Origin of the sequence: Thiosocius teredinicola (assembly GCF_002009425.1) — a bacterium.
In the GTDB taxonomy this organism is placed as follows: domain Bacteria; phylum Pseudomonadota; class Gammaproteobacteria; order Chromatiales; family Chromatiaceae; genus Thiosocius; species Thiosocius teredinicola.
The window spans coordinates 3,691,552-3,708,177 of the sequence record NZ_CP019936.1 but is presented as its reverse complement, the minus strand read 5'-3'; the positions used below and the strand labels follow the sequence as shown (position 1 = coordinate 3,708,177).

Here is a 16,626-nt window from a genome sequence, read left to right as displayed (position 1 = left end):
AAATGAAATCCAAGAGTTCGGCCTGGTTGGCCATCGCCGCATCGGCGCTGTTGTTCGCAGGCTGTTCCAGTACGGGTACAAAAGATGGCGAAGGAGCGTCAGTAGAAGATCATGGTGCCGCAACTTCAGGCGCCAGCCAGGGTGGTGCGTGGTCAGGTAATCCGTTAGACAATCCGGACAGCCTGCTCTACACCAAAACCATTTACTTCGACTACGACCAAAGCTCGATCCGCAGCGAGTTCATCGACGTGCTGCGTGCCCATGCTGCCTATCTGAACGCCAACCCTTCGGTCGGCGTTACCGTTGAAGGTCATGCCGACGAGCGTGGTTCGCGTGAGTACAACATCGCCCTGGGCGAGCGTCGTGCCAATGCCGTGAAAGACTTCCTGCAGGCGGAAGGCGTGAGTGGCTCGCAGCTGAACACTGTCAGCTACGGCGAAGAGCGTCCGGTGTCGATGGGCAACGACGAAACGTCGTGGGCTGAAAACCGCCGCGCTGTACTCGCCTACTAAGAACCGACCAAGTACAATAACCGCCTATGCGTACCATAAGCGGTTTACTTATCGGACTGATCGGCTTGCTGCCGGCGGCAACGCTGGCAGCAAGCCTTTCTACTTCTCAGCGTCTGGAGCTGCTCGAGCGCCGGGTCGATCGGATTACCGAGCTGACCCTGAAGCTCGATGCGATGGAGCGCGAGAATCGTCAATTACGCGGCGACATCGAAAACCTGCAGTACGAGCTGCAACAGCTTGAGCGCAAGCAGCGCGATCTGTATCTCGATATCGACCAGCGCCTGAGTGGTGGCCAAGGCGGTAACCAGGGCGGCGCCATGGGGCCCGGCACACCGCCAACAAATCCGACCGCGCCACCGCCGCAGACAGGCGGCAACTACGCTGCGCCACAGACGCCGTCATCTCCTTCCAATGCCGACCCGAGTGCCATCCAGGCGGAATACCAGGCGGCCTATGCCTTGCTGAGCCCGCAGCAGAAGCGCTATCGCGAGGCGGCACAGGCGTTCACCACCTTCCTGCAACGCTATCCGAACGATGATCTCGCACCCAACGCGCAGTATTGGCTGGGCGAGGCGCACTATGTGTCGCAGAACAACAGAGAGGCGTTGGCCGCATTCGAGCAGGTGGTGCAGCGTTACCCGACCAGCAACAAGGTGCCGGGTGCCTTGTTCAAGATGGGGCGCCTGCAGCAGGTGCTGGGTCGCCGCTCGGATGCCATCGAGAGCTACCGTCGCGTAGTGCGTGACCACCCGAACTCGTCAGCGGCCGGTCTCGCACAGGATCAGCTCAAAAAACTCGGCGGCTGAGTGCTGCCCAGCCGGGCAGCTCGAACCATGCCGAAACTCCGCATCACCGAAATCTTCTATTCCCTGCAGGGAGAGAGCGCCAGTGTCGGCTGGCCGACCGTGTTCGTGCGCCTCACCGGTTGCCCGCTGCGTTGCGGCTACTGCGATACCACGTATGCCTTCAAGGGCGGCGAGTGGCGCGAGTTCGACGAGATACTCGATCAGGTGGCGAGCTATGGTGCGCGCCATGTCACGGTGACCGGCGGTGAGCCGCTGGCCCAGGCGGATTGTCCGGCGCTGCTCAGCGCGCTGTGTGACGCCGGCTACGAGGTGTCGCTGGAAACCAGCGGGGCTTTGGATATCTCGGGCGTGGATCCGCGCGTCAGCCGCGTGATGGACCTCAAGACCCCCAGCTCGGGCGAGCTCGAACGTAACCTGTACAGCAATATCGATCACCTGACCGTGCACGACCAGGTGAAGTTCGTGATCGCCGACGAGGCCGACTACGAATGGAGCAAAGCACAGGTCGAACAATGGCCGCTGACCGGGCGCTGCGATGTGCTGTTCTCGCCGGTGGCCGGCACGCTGCCGCCGACCCAACTGGCCGACTGGATATTGCGTGATCGACTCGCGGTAAGATTCCAGCTGCAACTGCACAAGCTGCTGTGGGGCAACGAACCGGGAAGATGAGCGAATCTGCGCAAAAGGCTGTGATATTGCTGTCGGGCGGGCTGGACTCCGCGACGGTGCTGGCAATGGCCCGCAACAAGGGATACGCCTGTCATGCGCTGAGCCTGGACTACGGCCAGCGCCACCATGCCGAGTTGGCCGCGGCCAAGCGCGTAGCGGCCGCACTGGGTGCGGCCGAGCACAAGATTCTGCCGCTGTCGCTCGATGCGATCGGTGGCTCGGCCCTCACCGACAAATCGATCGACGTGCCGCAGGCAGGCGGCGAGGGCATCCCCGTCACCTACGTGCCGGCGCGCAACACGGTGTTTCTCGCCCTGGCGCTGGGCTGGGCCGAGGTGCTCGGCTCGACCGACCTGTTCGTCGGGGTGAACGCCGTCGACTATTCCGGCTACCCGGATTGCCGGCCGGCCTTCATCAACGCCTTTGAACAGCTCGCCAACCTGGCGACCAAGGCCGGTGTCGAGGGTCAGCACTTCAAGGTGCATGCGCCGCTGATCGAGCTGAGCAAGGCCGACATCATTCAGGTCGGCACTCGCCTCGGGGTCGACTACAGCCTGACGGTGTCGTGCTACCAGGCCGATGAAGACGGTACGGCCTGCGGCGTGTGCGATTCCTGTCGCCTGCGGGCAGAGGGATTCGAGGCCGCCGGCGTGCCGGATCCGACCCGCTACCGCGCCTGAATTCAATAGCCCGACTTTGAATAAGGTATTGATTCGACGACGGTGGGCTACCCACTATTGACGCAATTCGGTAATCTCTCGCGCGAAATTCAATAATGACCGGCCTCAGGCTGGCGAACGAAATTCTGGAGAGGACGAAATGCAGTTCGAGAGCTTCATCCAGGCCGAGTCGGCCATGTTGTGGGGGGCCTTCGCGATCGCCCTGATCATGGGTGCCGTGGTCAACAAAACCAATTTCTGCACCATGGGTGCCGTGTCCGACCTCGTGAACATGGGCGACACCGGCCGCATGCGGTCGTGGCTGTTCGCCATCGCCGTCGCGATGCTCGGCGTGGCCGCGCTCGAATACATGGGCCTGGTCGACGTGACGGGAACCTTCCCTCCGTACCGTGCCGGCAACCTGATCTGGGCCGAGAACATCCTGGGCGGGCTGATGTTCGGCATCGGCATGACGCTGGCCAGTGGTTGCGGCAACAAAACGCTGATCCGCATCGGCGGCGGCAACATCAAGTCGATCATCGTATTCGCGATCATCGCCGTGATTGCCTACTTCATGATCAGCCCGTTCCCGGGCTCGGACCAAACCCTGATGAGCCTGTTGTTCTACGACTGGATCCGCCCACTGTCGGCCAATCTCGGCCAGTCGCAGGACCTCGGCTACTTGGTAGCGGGTGAGGACGGGGCGAAGACGGGGCGCCTTGTCATTGGTTTGGTGCTCGGCCTGGCGCTGATGGCGTTCGCATTCAAATCCGTCGATTTTCGCGGCAGCTTCGACAACATGCTCGGCGGCTTCGTCGTCGGTCTGGCCGTGCTCGGCGCCTGGTACCTCACCAGCAATATCCTGGTCGAGTCGTTCGATGGCCCGGTCTCGCTGTCCAACTACTACGCGCAGTGGGACATGCTGGCAGACTCGAACGAAGGCAAACCGGCCCAGGGCCGTCCGCTGGCGTCGCAGTCGTACACCTTCATCAATCCGATGGGGCAGACGCTGGGCTACCTGGCCGGCGGTTTCGAACGCAAGCTGCTGAACTTCGGTGTGATGGCGGTGCTCGGCGTGATCGCCGGCTCGTTGTTGTGGGCGCTGCTCTCGCGCAGCTTCCGCATCGAGTGGTTCAGCTCGTTGAAAGACGCCGTTACCCACGTGATCGGCGCCGTGCTGATGGGCTTCGGCGGCACCCTGGCCATGGGCTGCACCGTAGGGCAGGCGATCACCGGCGTCTCGACGCTGGCACTTGGCTCGATCCTGACCTTCGGCGCGATCTTCATCGGCAGCGCCCTGACCATGAAGGTGCAGTACTACAAGATGGTCTACGAAGACGAGGCCAGCTTCGGTAAGGCGCTGCTCACCGGCCTGGTCGACCTCAAGCTGCTGCCGGAGCGATTCCGACGCCTCGAGGCTGTCTGACAACGGTCACAAAGAGGGTTGAGCAGGGCGCGTTGTCCTGTATAATGCGCCCTCTTTCTGGCGCCCTGTCAGAAACTTACCGAATGCGGGTCGTTAGCTCAGTCGGTAGAGCAGTTGACTTTTAATCAATTGGTCGCAGGTTCGAATCCTGCACGACCCACCATATGCATGAAGCCCACGAGTGATCGTGGGCTTTTTTGTGTCTGGCGTGCCGGTAGCGGTCAGGTTCGCGCACCGTAGACCAGCAAACGCCCCGCAGTTCACGATGCGCGTACCAGATGATAATTGTCCCGTATCCGATTCGCTGGAGTGCTTCCTTGCGTCGGCTCCGTCGGTTGGATTTGTCCGGCAAGGTGACCACAGACGATAACTGATGACCGGGTGTGACAGGTTAGCTGCAAAGTGTTTTAGCACCCGCAGAAAGAGCGGCCGAGCTGCATTCGGTCGGTTTGCGATTGAGTCGTGCAGTGTATGGCGACATGTGCATTTGGCTGCAGAAAGTTGCCGACGGCGGTTGTTCACATTCCACCGGTGGAATACCGATCAAACGACGAGATTGCGACAATGCATGGCGCGACTGAACTTGTCCTTTCTCAAGCTGAGATACTGCATATTGTGATCGCTAAAACCGTACTACACGATGCGCCAAGGCTGGTCATTCCTGTGTTGGGCGTCATAGCAACAGAGGATGCGTGGTGAAACCTGCTAGTTGTGCTGTCTGTGGTGCTGCTTCTGAAGGCGAAGCGGGTGGCGGTGGCCATTGGGTCGAGTTCGCAGGCTTCGTTACCGACGGGCGAGACGCGCTATCGCATCCGAGGAGGCTCGAATATTTCTGTGCACGGCACTTGTCTGCTGCCAAGCGGAAGAAGCATCTTGATGCTCAGATTGCTATCGAAAGGCGCTGCCGAGAATTTGTTGTCTGACGGCGTGCTCTGCCGGCTACGACAGATTAATCGTAACCTCATAGGTGAAACCGAAGCAATTGCCTGAACATCGTCAGGCCAGCGTCGATTTCAGATACAGTTGTACGCATTGTTGAAGTTGTCGACTCCAGTCTTTAAAGATGTCCCTGATCCTCAAACGCCTCGCCCGACCCGAAGACGCACGTACTTTGGTCGAGCTGATGCCATCCTTCCGCTACAGCTATGGCAACGGAATTGATGCTGATATGCTCACTGATCTGATGTCGGGCTTGTTCCATGAGAAAGCAATCAGCGGTGTGATTCTGCTCAATAGCGATGCCGGTGATGGTTCATCTATGCCGACCAGGCCCATTGGCAACGACCAAGTTGTGTCATTCGCCGTAACCGGGTTCATCTCGTTGGAGTTGGCGCAGACAATCGTCGAGTGCCAGGTTTGCACGCCGCTTGTTGAATGGCTGTACGCCCGTGAGCTGGCAAACGATCCCGTCTTTCTTCGCCCCGATGAGCAGGCGAGGTGCAACCACGGCGATGGCATGGCGCTGGTGTTTCTGCACTTCTTCGCACCACCCGGTGATCCGACCGACCCGATGGTGCAGAAAGGTGTCGCCGAGATGCAGCAGTGCTTTCGTTTGCAGCACGGAGGGTTCAATTGTCGTTTGGCGCTGCATCCCCTGGGGGAGGGCGACGATGACATGGGCCGCAAGTCGCTGTTGGGGATGGGATTCGACCCGTTGGGCGACGGCAGGCAGCTGATGTGGCTGGATCTGGCCAAGCTCGCGGAGATGCCGTTTCATCCTTTCGTCTGTCTGTTGCGCACTGATGAACCCAGGCTGGGTTTGTCCCTCGGCGAGAAGCGTTTGCTGACGCTGGCGCTGTGGGGCTATGCCGATCATGCGATTGCCGACGCGTTATGCATCGCCGTTGAAACTGTGCGCAAGCGTTGGCGCAATATCTTTCTGAAGATCGAAGAACATCCCGAGGTGCTTCTGTTCAACGATGCCCAATCGACAGCAGAGGCGACCCGTGGTCGAGAAAAGCGCTCTGTCGTATTACGTTACTTGGATTCCCACCTGTCTGAAATCCGGCCTTAGTGCCTTCTTGTTTACCAAAAAAGGGTACTGGCTGACGCAACCGGACGATTGCTACTTTGCCGCTACCGCGTTGGGCGGCAGTTGCATGGTGCCGTGCACGCCCAGCGTGTTTCGCTAGTCAACAAGAAGGACAATAAGGATGAAGAAGTTGAAGCAGGCACTGTTGGTGTCGGTGCTTGGTTTGGGTATGCATAACGTCGCGATGTCGTCAGATGCCGCGGTTGGTCTGGGATTGAGTTATGTGTTCGGTGAAGGCGCTGCGTTGGGGTTGAAGGTATTCAGCGACGACGAACCATACGAGGTAGTCGGATCTATCGGTGTGGAGTATCTGTTCACATCGAAAGCGTTTCGACCGACGATTGGTGCGGCTTACCTCGGCGACAACCATTACGTAGAGGCGTCGCTGGGTTGGAACTTCGGTCGCAGTGCGGTCGATTACGCCTTGGGTGCGGGTTGGGCCGACACCGACGACGATGGCTCGAACAATCGCTCGACCCCGGCGACTTCGTCAGGGCCTACCGATGCGCCGTCTGGTCCTACCGACGCGCTGACGCGATAGATCAACACACTCAGGCGGATCAGGCCGGTGGCCGCGGCAGGCTGCCGGTCCGGTTGGCTTAGCGTGTTCAACGGCCACTTCCGTCATTGCGCATCACCTCGGCACGCTCAGCGTCGGCTTGATCTTCTGACGATTTTGGTTTCGTGCACGCTATCGGGGGTGGCCTGACTTGCTTTGTTGCGCACACTGCGGGACGCCGCCGCGTCTCACAGCCACGATCGCAAACGATGCAGACCTAGTCGACCACGCAAGTGCGCATTTGCGCCGGACCGTGCTGGCGGAAATCAAACCACATTGGCGGTAATCGGCCGCGTTCAATACCTTCGTTGACGCAAAGACGGGCATCCTGAGCCATGGCGCGATTCGTGCTGTTCCGTTATGCCGGCAGTGGGCCGGACGTTGGAACTCGAATTCGGGAAGCGCAGCAGTGACTACAGCATTGGCAATCAAACAAGAACGCACAGAGCCAGATCGCGGACGGCACGACGAAGCGGCGGATCGCTCGCTCATCCGGTCGCTGGACGCCAGCAAGGCTCTAAGACTATTGCTCGACGAGGCCGGCGTGCGGGCGTACCACGTACAGCCCAACTCCAAGGGCACAGCGTGGGATATCGTGTCGGTAGACCGTGTACCCGGCGGCGGTTGGCGATCATTGAACAGCTCGGTGACTGCCCGTAACTTGATCCACGCGGCGCAACACGCGACCGCCCGCCGCACGTTACTGGTTCGATTGGCCAACGAGCTGAGCCTGCGTCAGGCCTGACTGCGGTGCGGCCCTTGTTGGCCGCAACAGCCGTCTCAAATCCCGTCGTCCGCGCCCCGCGTGCTATCTTCTGGGCCTCGAGCCGCGGAGGTACAGGATGAGCGTGATCTACGTCGTCGCCAAGGAGGCCGGCGAGTTCGGTCAGTTGGCCAATCATGGCGCCATGCTGTTGCTGCACCTGGGTGCCATATCGGCCATCGGCGAAGAGTTCGGTCTTAAGCGTCTGGATGAGTGCGTCTATCTGCCGGACGATCAATTGTTTGATTTCCTGCGCGATGCGGGTGCGACCGACGAACAGATTGCCGCAGCCAATCCGCCGCTCTGGATCGAGGCGCAACAGGGTGTGGTGCTGATGGGTGACTACGTCGACAGGGTGCGCAGTTATCATTCCCTCAGCGAGCAGACTCGCACAGCCGTGCTGGCCGAACTTGAGGAATTCAAAAAGGTGTTCGAGGCGCTCGCGCAGACCGGCGACCATTGGCACTTTGAGTACGACATCTAGTCGTTCTTGACGTCCGGCCAGCCGCCACCCAGCCGCTTGCGACCCTGGGAAGCTTGCCCGATACCCCATTGTCGGTACGTCAATTCCTGTCCATTTCTGCCGCTATATTCCCAAGGTCGGCGCTGAGTTTCGCCGCCCGCTGCGTCGGTCCGCCAGGCGGAAATTGCGGTATTTGGCGCTTTTTTGCCTTCCACCGGCCCGATCGCGAGACTTAACCGATCGTTTTGTCGAAGCGCCTATTACCACCGGCAACTCTCCTATCTACAATCAGGACAAAGTCTTTCATGGACGCCCCAGCAGCCGACGCCGTGTCACAACCGACCGCCGAGCACAAACTGATGATCGCCCGCCAGCCGATCTACAACGGCCAGATGGGGGTGTATGGCTACGAGTTGCTGTTTCGCCCGCCGGCGGGTTCGACGGTGCCCGTTCAATCCACCCAGGCGACCGCGCAGGTGCTGACTGCCTCCGTGCTGGGTACGGGGTTGCATGAGTTGGTCTATGACCGAATGGCGGTCATCAATGTTACCCGGGCCTTTCTCAATGTGATGCCGCAGATCCAGCTGCCGGCCGAGCAGATCGTGCTCGACCTGCCCGACAACCTGGTTGCAGACGATACCCTGATATCCGATCTCAACCAGCTCAAAGAGCTGGGTTACACCTTGTCGATCGGCGGCCTGCAGTCGATCAAAGACAAGCGAATGATGGAGACCGCCGACCATCTGCGCGTCGATGTGAAACAGATCGACCCGACTCAGCTCGAACGTTTCACCAAGTTCGTACAGCGCTACAAACATCTTGCGCTACGCGCGCTGAAGATCGAGACGCTCGAAGATTACGACCGCTATCGGCGCGAAGGCTACGACTATTTTCAGGGCTATTTTCTCGGTAGCCCGCGCGCTCACCATGTTCGTGAGCTGAGCGTAAGCAAGCTGACCGTGATGGAATTGCTCGCGGCGGTACACAACCCCGATACGACGGTCGCCGAGCTCGAAGAGAAGATCGTGCGCGATGTATCGCTGAGCGTGCGCCTGTTGAAACTGGTCAACTCACCGTTCTTTGCGTTGCGCAGCGAGGTCGATTCAGTCAAGCGTGCGGTGGTACTGCTTGGGCGCGATGAAATACGCAAATTGGTGTCACTGCTGGCGTTGAGCGGCTCGGGCGATCAGCCCATGGCGATGATCGAGATCGCCTTGATGCGCGCCAAGGTTTGCGAGCTGCTGGCGACACATCTGCAAATCCTGCCCGACGGCTATTTCACCGTCGGTATGTTCTCTGCGCTGGATATCCTGATGGACCAGCCCATTCGGAAGGTGATCGGCAACCTGCCTTTGGCCGAGCCTGTCAAGGCGGCAATTCTGCAGCGCGAGGGTCAGATGGGCGAGGCGCTTACCTGTGCAGTTGCCATGGAGCAGGTGCACTGGCCCGAGATGAAGTTCGGCAATCTGACGGAAGACGATCTGCAAACCGTATATCGAGAGGCCCTGCATTGGACCTACGGTGTGACCGGGCAGATGTAACAACCCCGGCTGGCGGCGTTGGCCGACCCCATCCCGAAGGAACTGCAGCATGGAACAACTCACGGACGATCAGATCGACGCTCGCCTGATCGAACTCTCGCAGTCGCTGGGCTACAGAAAGGAAACGATCGCTTGGATCTGGGGCGCGTGCCACCGCCTGGAGCAGCAACAGCACGACAATCATCCCGACTCGCCGCGCATCGAACTCTCTGCCTACGATATCTGCCGGGCGGTGGTCGCTGAAGCCAACGAAACGCCGGGCGGGTCGGTCAAAGAGATTCTGATCCTGACCGGAATCGACCGAAGCGAAGATGTTGGCCGGATCATCGATGGGCTGGTCGAAAAAGAGCTGATGACGGCGGGCGAACAGGATTCGACACTCGACTTCGACGACGTTTTCGATTCGGCGGACATTGGTTCGTTCTTGACGCAGGCAGGCATCAAACAAAAACACATCAAACTGTGGCCGACCTATGTGATGCTCATGTGGGGTCTCTACATCGTGGGTGTTGCGCTCGTGGCGGGTAGCTACACCGGCAGGGTGACGCCTGAGGTCGGATGGTTGGGTTGGGCGCTTGGTATGATCGGGTTCGCCATGCAGTTTGTCCGACGGCGACCTGCATGATCCGGCAAGCGGTCGTGCGAGCGCATTCAAGGCAAGCGCCGTCGTGTTTTCTCGCGTTGCGGGCAACCAAAAGCCGATTCACCAGATCCACATCGATGACAGGTAGCAATACTAAGGAAAATTGACGTTGGATCCCTGCCGTCCGCCGAAGGCCGATCTTGACTACCATGCCGTCGAAACGCGTTCGGTGTGGTGGAAAGTCTACTTCCTCGTCATCCTGGTGCTGACTGCCGTGACATCGTTCTGGGAACTCGTCGAGTGGAATCTGGCTTGGTACGACTACGTAGGCACGGCCACGATGTTGATTGCCTTGCTGGGTGTCTTTGGATTTGCTTTCTGCAAGCGCATTGCGAGTCCCCGATTCTGGCGTGCCTACTTTTACGTGCTGCTGCTCACGGATATCGTCCTTACCTACGTGGGGTTCGTTGACGGTTCGAGCGAATCCATACCCCTTGATGCTGTTTTCTTTGATGCTGTCAGTGTTGCACTGCTGCTCTACCTGCCCATCTACTTTGCCTTGTACATGTACGGCAGTCAGTCGCGCATTCCATGGACAGAATCGGGTGCAACGCTAGACCAATAGCGCGTTCACATCCAACCGGGAAGTTTGCCTACAAGTCAGCGCGCATTTCCCCACCTTGCCGACAACCACGCCTTGTCTAGCCTGTAAGGGGTGCATCATGAGACCACGGAAGGGCCGCCGGTGCCGTTTGTACAGGTTGTCGGCGTCGCATAGGGAGTGCATCAGTCGCTGCAGACATAGCAGCGTTGCTTGCTGAACACGGAAGTTGGTTTGTCATTCGGTATTGAGGCTCGCAAGGCGGGCGTCGATCCGTCGTCTCTTCCTTTGTCTCTCACGTTGCACCAGTGCAATGCCCACGTGTTCCCTCTGGTGAGCATTGCCGGTCCAACTCAAGAGGGATGAAAGGGAGATTCAAAATGCGTAATTCTGCACTTCAGGGATGGGCGTTCATTGCGACGGTGGCCTTGATGCATTCGATCGGCGCGGCGCAGGCTGCCGATTATGCTGACTACCAACAAGCGGCCGAGATTCCTCCGGATCTCAGGCAGACGGTGTCTGTTCTTCCGAGAGATGTCAGTCGGTCGCTCAAGATTCATAAGATTCCCACGTCTGAACCTGTACCGCTGATCGTAGGTACCTATTGGTCGTGTCATATCAATCAGTACGACTTCGAAATCTGTCGTATCAAAATTGTGGTCTGCAACGACGATCAGACTTCCTGTGTTGAAGTAGACTGAGGCGCAGGGCACCCGATAGGGCGGGTGCCCGTTTCCGCCGCGCTGCGGTCTTTCGAGCCCGGTCTTGCGGTATGTCGTCATACGCTGGTTCTGTTGGGATGAAGAACTTCCTGATTGTTATCGCATCACTCTTTTTGTTGGCTGCCGCGGGTGTGCTGTGGGTGGGTAGCGTGTTGTCGGCACCACAGCAACGCGCCGTGGGGAGCCCGCCACGTTCCAGCGGAACCGATGTCGTCGCGATAGCCCGTCCCAGCGGTGGACTGGTCAATGGCTGGTTCATGGGTGGCAGTGAAGCCCGAGGCGGCGTGTTGTTGCTTCACAGCCTGCGATCGGACCGTCGAGAGATGATCGAACGCGCAGCGTTTCTCAACAGGACCGGCTATGCCGTGCTGATGATCGACCTCCAGGCTCATGGCGAAACCGAAGGACACCAGATTACATTCGGTTACCTCGAATCCGAGGATGCGCGTGCGGCGCTGGGTTTTCTGCGCAAGAAGGTCGATGGTCGACCTGTCGGTGTGATCGGTGTATCTCTCGGCGGTGCGGCGGCGCTGCTCGGAGATGCGCCGCTCGATGCCGATGCTTTGGTTCTCGAGGCCGTTTACAGCACCTTCGAACAGGCTGTCGAGAACCGCCTGGTTGTCCGCCTTGGAGACCCCGGCAGATTGATGACGTCGCTGCTGGTATGGCAGGTGGAACCCAGGTTGGGCGTATCCGAGCAGTCGTTGTCACCGCTTGCTGCTATTCGCCGGGTCAAAGCACCGGTGATGTTGATCGCCGGCGATCAAGACCAGCATACGCGCCTGGAAGATACCCAGTCGCTCTTTGCTCAAGCGCCGCAGCCGAAGCAGCTATGGATTGTTGACGGCGCTTCGCACCAGGACCTGCACCGTTTTGCGGGAAAGGAGTATGAAGCGCGTGTGCTGGAGTTCCTGAATGCGAATCTACGTTGAGCAGGTCATTCTGAACTGCCCGGCAATGTGGGTCGCCGGGCAGTTGCCTAAGGGTCACCGACGGTGGATGTCAGCTGAACCTGCGTCGGGCGGCGAACAGCGTTGCTGCGATAAGCAGCCAGGTAGGTGGTAGCGGGACTTCACCAGCGGATGCCGCCGGATCGGCAAAAAAGCCGTTGATGGTGAATGTCGTCCCCGCGCCAAAAAAGCCAACGGGAAAGTCGCCCGTCAAACTGATTGCGTCGTCAGTCAGCATGCCTTCGAGCGACGACAGTGGCCCGTTGGTGAATCCTGTGCAAAGTGAACGCGGGTCACTTGGGAACCAGCAGGGGTGGTCGCTGCCTTCCAGCGTTTGATTCGAAAGGCGGGTCGGGATCGACAGATCGATGCCGACCGTTTCGTCGATACCAAAGATATTAACGTTCTCAAACTTGATCCATGTCTCCGGCGGATATTCATAGATCGTCGTCAACAACTCCCCATTGCTCGACACCAGGTTGTAGACCTCGCCCCAGATGTAGGTTTCGAACACGACGTCAAATTCGCCACGCAGCCGGGTCGTCAATGTTTGGTTAGGGATAAAGCTCTCGCCTCCGGCGCTTATCACCGTAGCAAAGCTTGAGTTCGAATCGATGGTGACGTGACGGGTTTCGGTGATGACCGATGCATATACGGGGGCAACGAGTGCAACGAAGAGAATGGCAAACACAGTCCATTTATATTGTTTCATTTGTCCTATAAGTCCTTGCAACTACTTCCAACAGCTATAACAACGTACTTGCGAGATCTGCGCCTCGCCTTGGCCGTGTCGATGCCTCCACAAATCATGCCAATACCCATGGGCGAAACGAAAATGAACGCTCAGTCAAAAGCTTAATCGGTAAGGAATTTGATTCTAATTGTAAATTTGTAAATGTTTCTGACGCTTGTTGGAGGCCTATGGAGCATGCTTGATTGCTGTGAAGCATCTTCCTAAGAAAGGTCCTTTGTGCTTTCACTGCACGGTGCGTCGGACGTTGATGCATCGAGTGGCGCGATCAACGAAACGCTTTTGCGCCATAATCGCTTGAAGGTTTCAGGGATGTTGATGAATTATGAAAAAGTGTTTGGGCGCCGTTGTGCCGCTGTCACTCATCGGTTTGCTGGTGACAAGCGCTGCGCCGGCAGATATCTATCGGTGGACTGACGCCAACGGCAAAGTGCATTTCACCGACAAACCGCCTGTCGATCAGCAGACTGAAAAGGTCGAAGTGCGGGTGAACACCTATGAGAGTGTCAGCTACGACACCTCGATATTCGACACCGGCAAGAAAGTGGTGCTGTACTCGGCGAGTTGGTGCGGTTACTGCAAAAAGGCCAAACAGTATTTCCGTTCGAACAACATTGCTTTCACGGAATACGATATCGAAAAGAGCGCCAAAGCCAAACGCGAATACGATCGACTGGGAGCGCGCGGCGTGCCGGTGATCTTGGTTGGCAAGCAGCGGATGAATGGTTTCTCAGAGAAGGGATTTGAGCGTCTCTACGCGCGGGCCGGGGTTCAATAGCTCAGCGTTTGAACCCGGGCATGTGACTTGCGCTGATACAATTCGAGACACAAAAAAGCGCGGCAATGGGAAGCCGGACATGAAGCGGAACAGAAATGTGTGGTTCTACATGGCGACAAGGGCGGTATTGCTCTGCCTGATGTTGCCGTGGGTTTCAGGTTGTATCACCTTGTATCCCTGCGTTGCTGTCGAGAACCCGGATGAGCGGAAGCTCACAGCGACTGTTTTGCACAAACGTCAGATCGATGGAGAGCTGACGGTCAACCTGCCTGAGAGTCGCGAAGTACGCGAAGACCCTTTCACGAATCCTACGTTCAATCGCGGGATCGCCCAAAGTATCGAGTTTCATGGTGGGTACGCATTGGGCTATCTGTACCGGCAGGCGGCATTGCTTCAAATACCCACCGCGGAACTCGGGGACAATTGTAGCGATCGCCGTCCGCAGGTTGAGGATGGGTTTGAGTATCTCGTGAAAGGCAGCGACGACGGCTTGTACCGTGTACCTAGCGCGTACGCGGGGTTCGAAGTCGATCAGTGCGTGTTCTTATTTCTGGTTCCGGCTGACGACGGTTTTGCCGGGCGCATCGCGAGTGGGGCGGACTGCAGTTCGGTAGATCTCGGGCAGGCAGCGGCGAATCCGCAGACCAGCGAGTGAGTTTGGCGGAACAGTCGCAACTGTGTACCAGTCATCGGCCGGCCTTGCGCGATCTCTGTATTTTTATGCTTTGTAAGCGCCGGCCAGAGGTGGCCTGGGGTCACAAGCGGCAGGGGGTTCTCTGCAAGCCGTAGTATCTGGGAACCGCTGCGAAACCGAACCAGGATCGACGATATGCCGGGGGCGGAGTCCATGAATCGCCGAAAATTCCTAACGACATCGTTGGTCTCAGTCGCCGCGCTGGGCAGTGCGGGCTGGTACTGGGGTGAGCGCTGGAAATACATCGTGGTGCACCACAGTGCCGGCGGCTTCGGCAACATCGCATTTCTGCAGCAGGTGCATAGAGAGCGCCAGGTGCGCGATCCGGTTGATGCGATTCCCTACCATTATGTTATCGGCAACGGAAACGGCATGGCGATGGGTGAGGTCGCGTCCGATTGGCGACAGGAGTACGGTATCTGGGGCGCCCACGTGTCGGGCAGAAACTCGGACCGCAACATGCGCGGCATCGGTATCTGCCTGATCGGCAACTTTGAGCAGCATGCGGTTCCGCAAAAGCAGTACGATGCCTTGGTGGGTTTGACCAAAGCGCTCATGAAGCGTTACAGGATTGCAGCGGACCATGTGGACGGCCATGGACACGTCGACGGCGAGCAGACGAAGTGTCCCGGTAAACACTTTCCAATGGAGCGCTTCCGCAAGGAGATTGCACAAGCGTAGCGCGGTTGTTCTTGGGTGAAGCGCATAGGCAAAACTCCACGTTCATATTCTGTTGCGGCGGCAACATCTGGAGATACAGGATGAAAAAATGGATCTTGGTGATGGCGGCTTTCCTGGCTACGGCCTCGGTCGGGGCGGAAGAGCTACCTGACGAGTTTCTGCGGGACTATGTGTTGGGCACCTATCACCTGATAGGCAAAGGTGTGGGATCCGAGGAGAGCTACTACGGCCAGGCCGTTTTCGAGGTGGCCGGCGACGGGATGCGCGTTACTCGCGAGGTCGGCGGCAAGTCGGTCGTCGGTAGCGGGGCAATTGAGAAGGCGACTGGCGATAAGATTAAAGTGGTGCGAATCCGCTTTGAACAGGAAGGCTTTCGGTTTGAAGAAACCTGCGTTATCGGCACTGATCTCGACAACTACGCAACGTTGACATGCCACGTCTATCCGTCGGGCACAGAACAGCTTGATCCAGGGTTGGAAGCCTATATCGCAAAACACAAGGCCAACTGATTCTGCTGTCCGGCCTGTTATGGACAACTCACTGAATCGACTGCACCGCGTATTCTTCTACGGCTTGTACATGGATCCCGATATCTTGCGTGATAAAGGTGTCGAACCCCGCAACCCGGAGAAGGCTCGTGTAGCTGGCTATCGCTTGCGTGTCGGCAAAATGGCCACGCTGTTGCGTGACGATGATGCGAGTGCGTATGGGATGGTCTACCGGCTAACGTATCCTGAAATCGAGAGCCTGTATTGGGGAGCCGGTCTGGATGCCTACATCGCCGAGGCAGTGCTGGTGGAGACCTTGGACGGTGCAGTGAGTCCAGCCTTGTGCTGCAACCTGCGCATGCCACCGGCAGACGATGAGGACAATCCGGACTATCTGCACCGCCTGATCAGCGTCATGCAGAAACTGGGACTGCCGAACCCAACGGGCTGATTCAGTTCGGCCACGGGTGAATCTGGCGAACGGTTATCACGCTGCTGCAAGGCGCTAGCTGTTGTTACCGAAGTCAGCCAGCCAGACGATAACGAGCCGCCATGTTACCGCAATGACGCCGATGCTCGTGGCGAAGAACACCAACGCAATCAACCAATACCATGCACGGTGCAGTGCCCTGAGCAGGCGGTGAAACAGTCTGCTTGATGAGTCCGCCTTGGGAGGCACCCGATGAAAGGCGGTGATCAATGCGTAGGTACTCAATGCCCAGCATAGACCGACGATACTCGGGATCAGGTAGCGATCGCCTTCGGCAGAGGCCGAGGTAACCAGGGTATAGACGAACAGGGCGACGCAACCAACGCCGACGACCACGGCGGGCCAGCGTAGAAAGCGGATTGTGCGGGCGACCTTCTGAAGTTTGTCGATCATAGAGCAAAGGCTGTCGTTCCATCGGACCGTGCCATTCTATTGAAAACGGCCAATGAACCCCATCG

The 16,626-nt window shown here is 58.3% G+C and carries 21 protein-coding genes and 1 tRNA gene; 20 read left to right on the top strand and 2 right to left on the bottom strand.

The features are described 5' to 3' along the window. Nucleotides 1-2 precede the first annotated feature (2 nt). From pal to B1781_RS17505, 15 genes are all read left to right on the top strand, one after another. Entirely contained in the window at nucleotides 3-512 is a 510-nt protein-coding gene (pal, locus tag B1781_RS17575) for a peptidoglycan-associated lipoprotein Pal (protein WP_078120905.1), read from the top strand. A 26-nt stretch (nucleotides 513-538) separates the two neighbouring features. After that, a complete protein-coding gene (gene ybgF / locus B1781_RS17570) occupies nucleotides 539-1,318 on the top strand; it encodes a tol-pal system protein YbgF (protein ID WP_078120904.1) in 780 nt (259 codons plus the stop codon). Nucleotides 1,319-1,345: 27 nt separating this feature from the next. After that, complete coding sequence (queE, locus tag B1781_RS17565; RefSeq protein ID WP_078120903.1) at nucleotides 1,346-1,987, top strand: 7-carboxy-7-deazaguanine synthase QueE; 642 nt, start codon at nucleotides 1,346-1,348, stop codon at nucleotides 1,985-1,987. Continuing rightward, nucleotides 1,984-2,667: a 7-cyano-7-deazaguanine synthase QueC gene (gene queC / locus B1781_RS17560; RefSeq protein WP_078120902.1), complete on the top strand. Its 684-nt coding sequence runs from the start codon at nucleotides 1,984-1,986 to the stop codon at nucleotides 2,665-2,667. The genes queE and queC overlap by 4 nt, the downstream gene beginning before the upstream one ends. 139 nt (nucleotides 2,668-2,806) lie before the next feature. Then, nucleotides 2,807-4,072, top strand: coding sequence for a YeeE/YedE family protein (locus B1781_RS17555; RefSeq protein ID WP_078120901.1), 1,266 nt, complete (start codon nucleotides 2,807-2,809; stop codon nucleotides 4,070-4,072). A gap of 87 nt (nucleotides 4,073-4,159) precedes the next feature. Next, a tRNA-Lys gene (locus B1781_RS17550) sits at nucleotides 4,160-4,235 on the top strand. 948 nt (nucleotides 4,236-5,183) lie between these two features. Then, the gene (locus B1781_RS17545; protein WP_125932153.1) at nucleotides 5,184-6,086 is read left to right on the top strand and encodes a helix-turn-helix transcriptional regulator; all 903 of its coding nucleotides are present in this window, start codon (nucleotides 5,184-5,186) and stop codon (nucleotides 6,084-6,086) included. A gap of 139 nt (nucleotides 6,087-6,225) precedes the next feature. Beyond that, entirely contained in the window at nucleotides 6,226-6,645 is a 420-nt protein-coding gene (locus tag B1781_RS17540; protein ID WP_078120899.1) for a hypothetical protein, read from the top strand. A gap of 427 nt (nucleotides 6,646-7,072) precedes the next feature. Next, nucleotides 7,073-7,408: a hypothetical protein gene (locus B1781_RS17535; RefSeq protein ID WP_125932152.1), complete on the top strand. Its 336-nt coding sequence runs from the start codon at nucleotides 7,073-7,075 to the stop codon at nucleotides 7,406-7,408. Nucleotides 7,409-7,505: 97 nt separating this feature from the next. Beyond that, nucleotides 7,506-7,910 carry a hypothetical protein gene (locus B1781_RS17530; RefSeq protein WP_078120897.1) on the top strand — a complete coding sequence of 135 codons (405 nt, stop codon included), beginning with the start codon at nucleotides 7,506-7,508 and terminating at the stop codon, nucleotides 7,908-7,910. 284 nt (nucleotides 7,911-8,194) lie between these two features. After that, entirely contained in the window at nucleotides 8,195-9,430 is a 1,236-nt protein-coding gene (locus B1781_RS17525) for an EAL and HDOD domain-containing protein (protein WP_078120896.1), read from the top strand. 49 nt (nucleotides 9,431-9,479) lie between these two features. Continuing rightward, nucleotides 9,480-10,055, top strand: a complete 576-nt coding sequence (locus B1781_RS17520) for a hypothetical protein (protein WP_078120895.1) — start codon at nucleotides 9,480-9,482, stop codon at nucleotides 10,053-10,055. A 127-nt stretch (nucleotides 10,056-10,182) separates the two neighbouring features. Continuing rightward, entirely contained in the window at nucleotides 10,183-10,638 is a 456-nt protein-coding gene (locus B1781_RS17515; protein WP_078120894.1) for a hypothetical protein, read from the top strand. Between the two features lie 356 nt (nucleotides 10,639-10,994). Next, on the top strand, nucleotides 10,995-11,315 hold the full coding sequence (locus B1781_RS17510) for a hypothetical protein (protein WP_078120893.1): 321 nt from the start codon (nucleotides 10,995-10,997) through the stop codon (nucleotides 11,313-11,315). Nucleotides 11,316-11,413: 98 nt separating this feature from the next. Then, the gene (locus B1781_RS17505) at nucleotides 11,414-12,268 is read left to right on the top strand and encodes an alpha/beta hydrolase (RefSeq protein ID WP_164513444.1); all 855 of its coding nucleotides are present in this window, start codon (nucleotides 11,414-11,416) and stop codon (nucleotides 12,266-12,268) included. Nucleotides 12,269-12,338: 70 nt separating this feature from the next. Here B1781_RS17505 and B1781_RS17500 read toward each other — a convergent pair whose 3' ends face one another. Next, nucleotides 12,339-12,998 carry a hypothetical protein gene (locus tag B1781_RS17500; protein ID WP_078120891.1) on the bottom strand — a complete coding sequence of 220 codons (660 nt, stop codon included), beginning with the start codon at nucleotides 12,996-12,998 and terminating at the stop codon, nucleotides 12,339-12,341. A gap of 364 nt (nucleotides 12,999-13,362) precedes the next feature. Here B1781_RS17500 and B1781_RS17495 point away from each other — a divergent pair, with 364 nt between their 5' ends. The 5 genes from B1781_RS17495 to B1781_RS17475 all read left to right on the top strand — a co-directional run bounded on the left by B1781_RS17495 (nucleotide 13,363) and on the right by B1781_RS17475 (nucleotide 16,129). After that, nucleotides 13,363-13,815: a glutaredoxin domain-containing protein gene (locus B1781_RS17495; RefSeq protein WP_078120890.1), complete on the top strand. Its 453-nt coding sequence runs from the start codon at nucleotides 13,363-13,365 to the stop codon at nucleotides 13,813-13,815. 79 nt (nucleotides 13,816-13,894) lie between these two features. Further along, the gene (locus B1781_RS17490) at nucleotides 13,895-14,470 is read left to right on the top strand and encodes a hypothetical protein (RefSeq protein WP_078120889.1); all 576 of its coding nucleotides are present in this window, start codon (nucleotides 13,895-13,897) and stop codon (nucleotides 14,468-14,470) included. Between the two features lie 192 nt (nucleotides 14,471-14,662). Continuing rightward, entirely contained in the window at nucleotides 14,663-15,190 is a 528-nt protein-coding gene (locus tag B1781_RS17485) for a peptidoglycan recognition protein family protein (protein WP_164513443.1), read from the top strand. Nucleotides 15,191-15,270: 80 nt separating this feature from the next. Continuing rightward, nucleotides 15,271-15,699 (top strand): hypothetical protein, encoded by a 429-nt coding sequence (locus B1781_RS17480; protein ID WP_078120887.1) that lies wholly within the window; start codon nucleotides 15,271-15,273, stop codon nucleotides 15,697-15,699. A 19-nt stretch (nucleotides 15,700-15,718) separates the two neighbouring features. Then, nucleotides 15,719-16,129, top strand: coding sequence for a gamma-glutamylcyclotransferase family protein (locus tag B1781_RS17475; protein WP_078120886.1), 411 nt, complete (start codon nucleotides 15,719-15,721; stop codon nucleotides 16,127-16,129). Nucleotides 16,130-16,183: 54 nt separating this feature from the next. On the opposite strand, the gene B1781_RS17470 is transcribed toward B1781_RS17475, so the two are convergent. After that, nucleotides 16,184-16,561: a hypothetical protein gene (locus tag B1781_RS17470; RefSeq protein ID WP_078120885.1), complete on the bottom strand. Its 378-nt coding sequence runs from the start codon at nucleotides 16,559-16,561 to the stop codon at nucleotides 16,184-16,186. Nucleotides 16,562-16,626 lie beyond the last annotated feature (65 nt).

Bases quoted from the DNA above. Each gene is read 5' to 3' on its own strand.
- queC (WP_078120902.1), top strand. From the start codon at position 1,984: ATGAGCGAATCTGCGCAAAAGGCTGTGATATTGCTGTCGGGCGGGCTG.
- B1781_RS17555 (WP_078120901.1), top strand. From the start codon at position 2,807: ATGCAGTTCGAGAGCTTCATCCAGGCCGAGTCGGCCATGTTGTGGGGG.
- B1781_RS17525 (WP_078120896.1), top strand. From the start codon at position 8,195: ATGGACGCCCCAGCAGCCGACGCCGTGTCACAACCGACCGCCGAGCAC.
- ybgF (WP_078120904.1), top strand. From the start codon at position 539: ATGCGTACCATAAGCGGTTTACTTATCGGACTGATCGGCTTGCTGCCG.
- B1781_RS17475 (WP_078120886.1), top strand. From the start codon at position 15,719: ATGGACAACTCACTGAATCGACTGCACCGCGTATTCTTCTACGGCTTG.
- B1781_RS17490 (WP_078120889.1), top strand. From the start codon at position 13,895: ATGAAGCGGAACAGAAATGTGTGGTTCTACATGGCGACAAGGGCGGTA.
- B1781_RS17530 (WP_078120897.1), top strand. From the start codon at position 7,506: ATGAGCGTGATCTACGTCGTCGCCAAGGAGGCCGGCGAGTTCGGTCAG.
- B1781_RS17540 (WP_078120899.1), top strand. From the start codon at position 6,226: ATGAAGAAGTTGAAGCAGGCACTGTTGGTGTCGGTGCTTGGTTTGGGT.
- B1781_RS17520 (WP_078120895.1), top strand. From the start codon at position 9,480: ATGGAACAACTCACGGACGATCAGATCGACGCTCGCCTGATCGAACTC.
- B1781_RS17480 (WP_078120887.1), top strand. From the start codon at position 15,271: ATGAAAAAATGGATCTTGGTGATGGCGGCTTTCCTGGCTACGGCCTCG.
- B1781_RS17470 (WP_078120885.1), bottom strand. From the start codon at position 16,561: ATGATCGACAAACTTCAGAAGGTCGCCCGCACAATCCGCTTTCTACGC.
- B1781_RS17505 (WP_164513444.1), top strand. From the start codon at position 11,414: ATGAAGAACTTCCTGATTGTTATCGCATCACTCTTTTTGTTGGCTGCC.
- B1781_RS17510 (WP_078120893.1), top strand. From the start codon at position 10,995: ATGCGTAATTCTGCACTTCAGGGATGGGCGTTCATTGCGACGGTGGCC.
- B1781_RS17500 (WP_078120891.1), bottom strand. From the start codon at position 12,998: ATGAAACAATATAAATGGACTGTGTTTGCCATTCTCTTCGTTGCACTC.
- B1781_RS17495 (WP_078120890.1), top strand. From the start codon at position 13,363: ATGAAAAAGTGTTTGGGCGCCGTTGTGCCGCTGTCACTCATCGGTTTG.
- pal (WP_078120905.1), top strand. From the start codon at position 3: ATGAAATCCAAGAGTTCGGCCTGGTTGGCCATCGCCGCATCGGCGCTG.
- queE (WP_078120903.1), top strand. From the start codon at position 1,346: ATGCCGAAACTCCGCATCACCGAAATCTTCTATTCCCTGCAGGGAGAG.
- B1781_RS17485 (WP_164513443.1), top strand. From the start codon at position 14,663: ATGAATCGCCGAAAATTCCTAACGACATCGTTGGTCTCAGTCGCCGCG.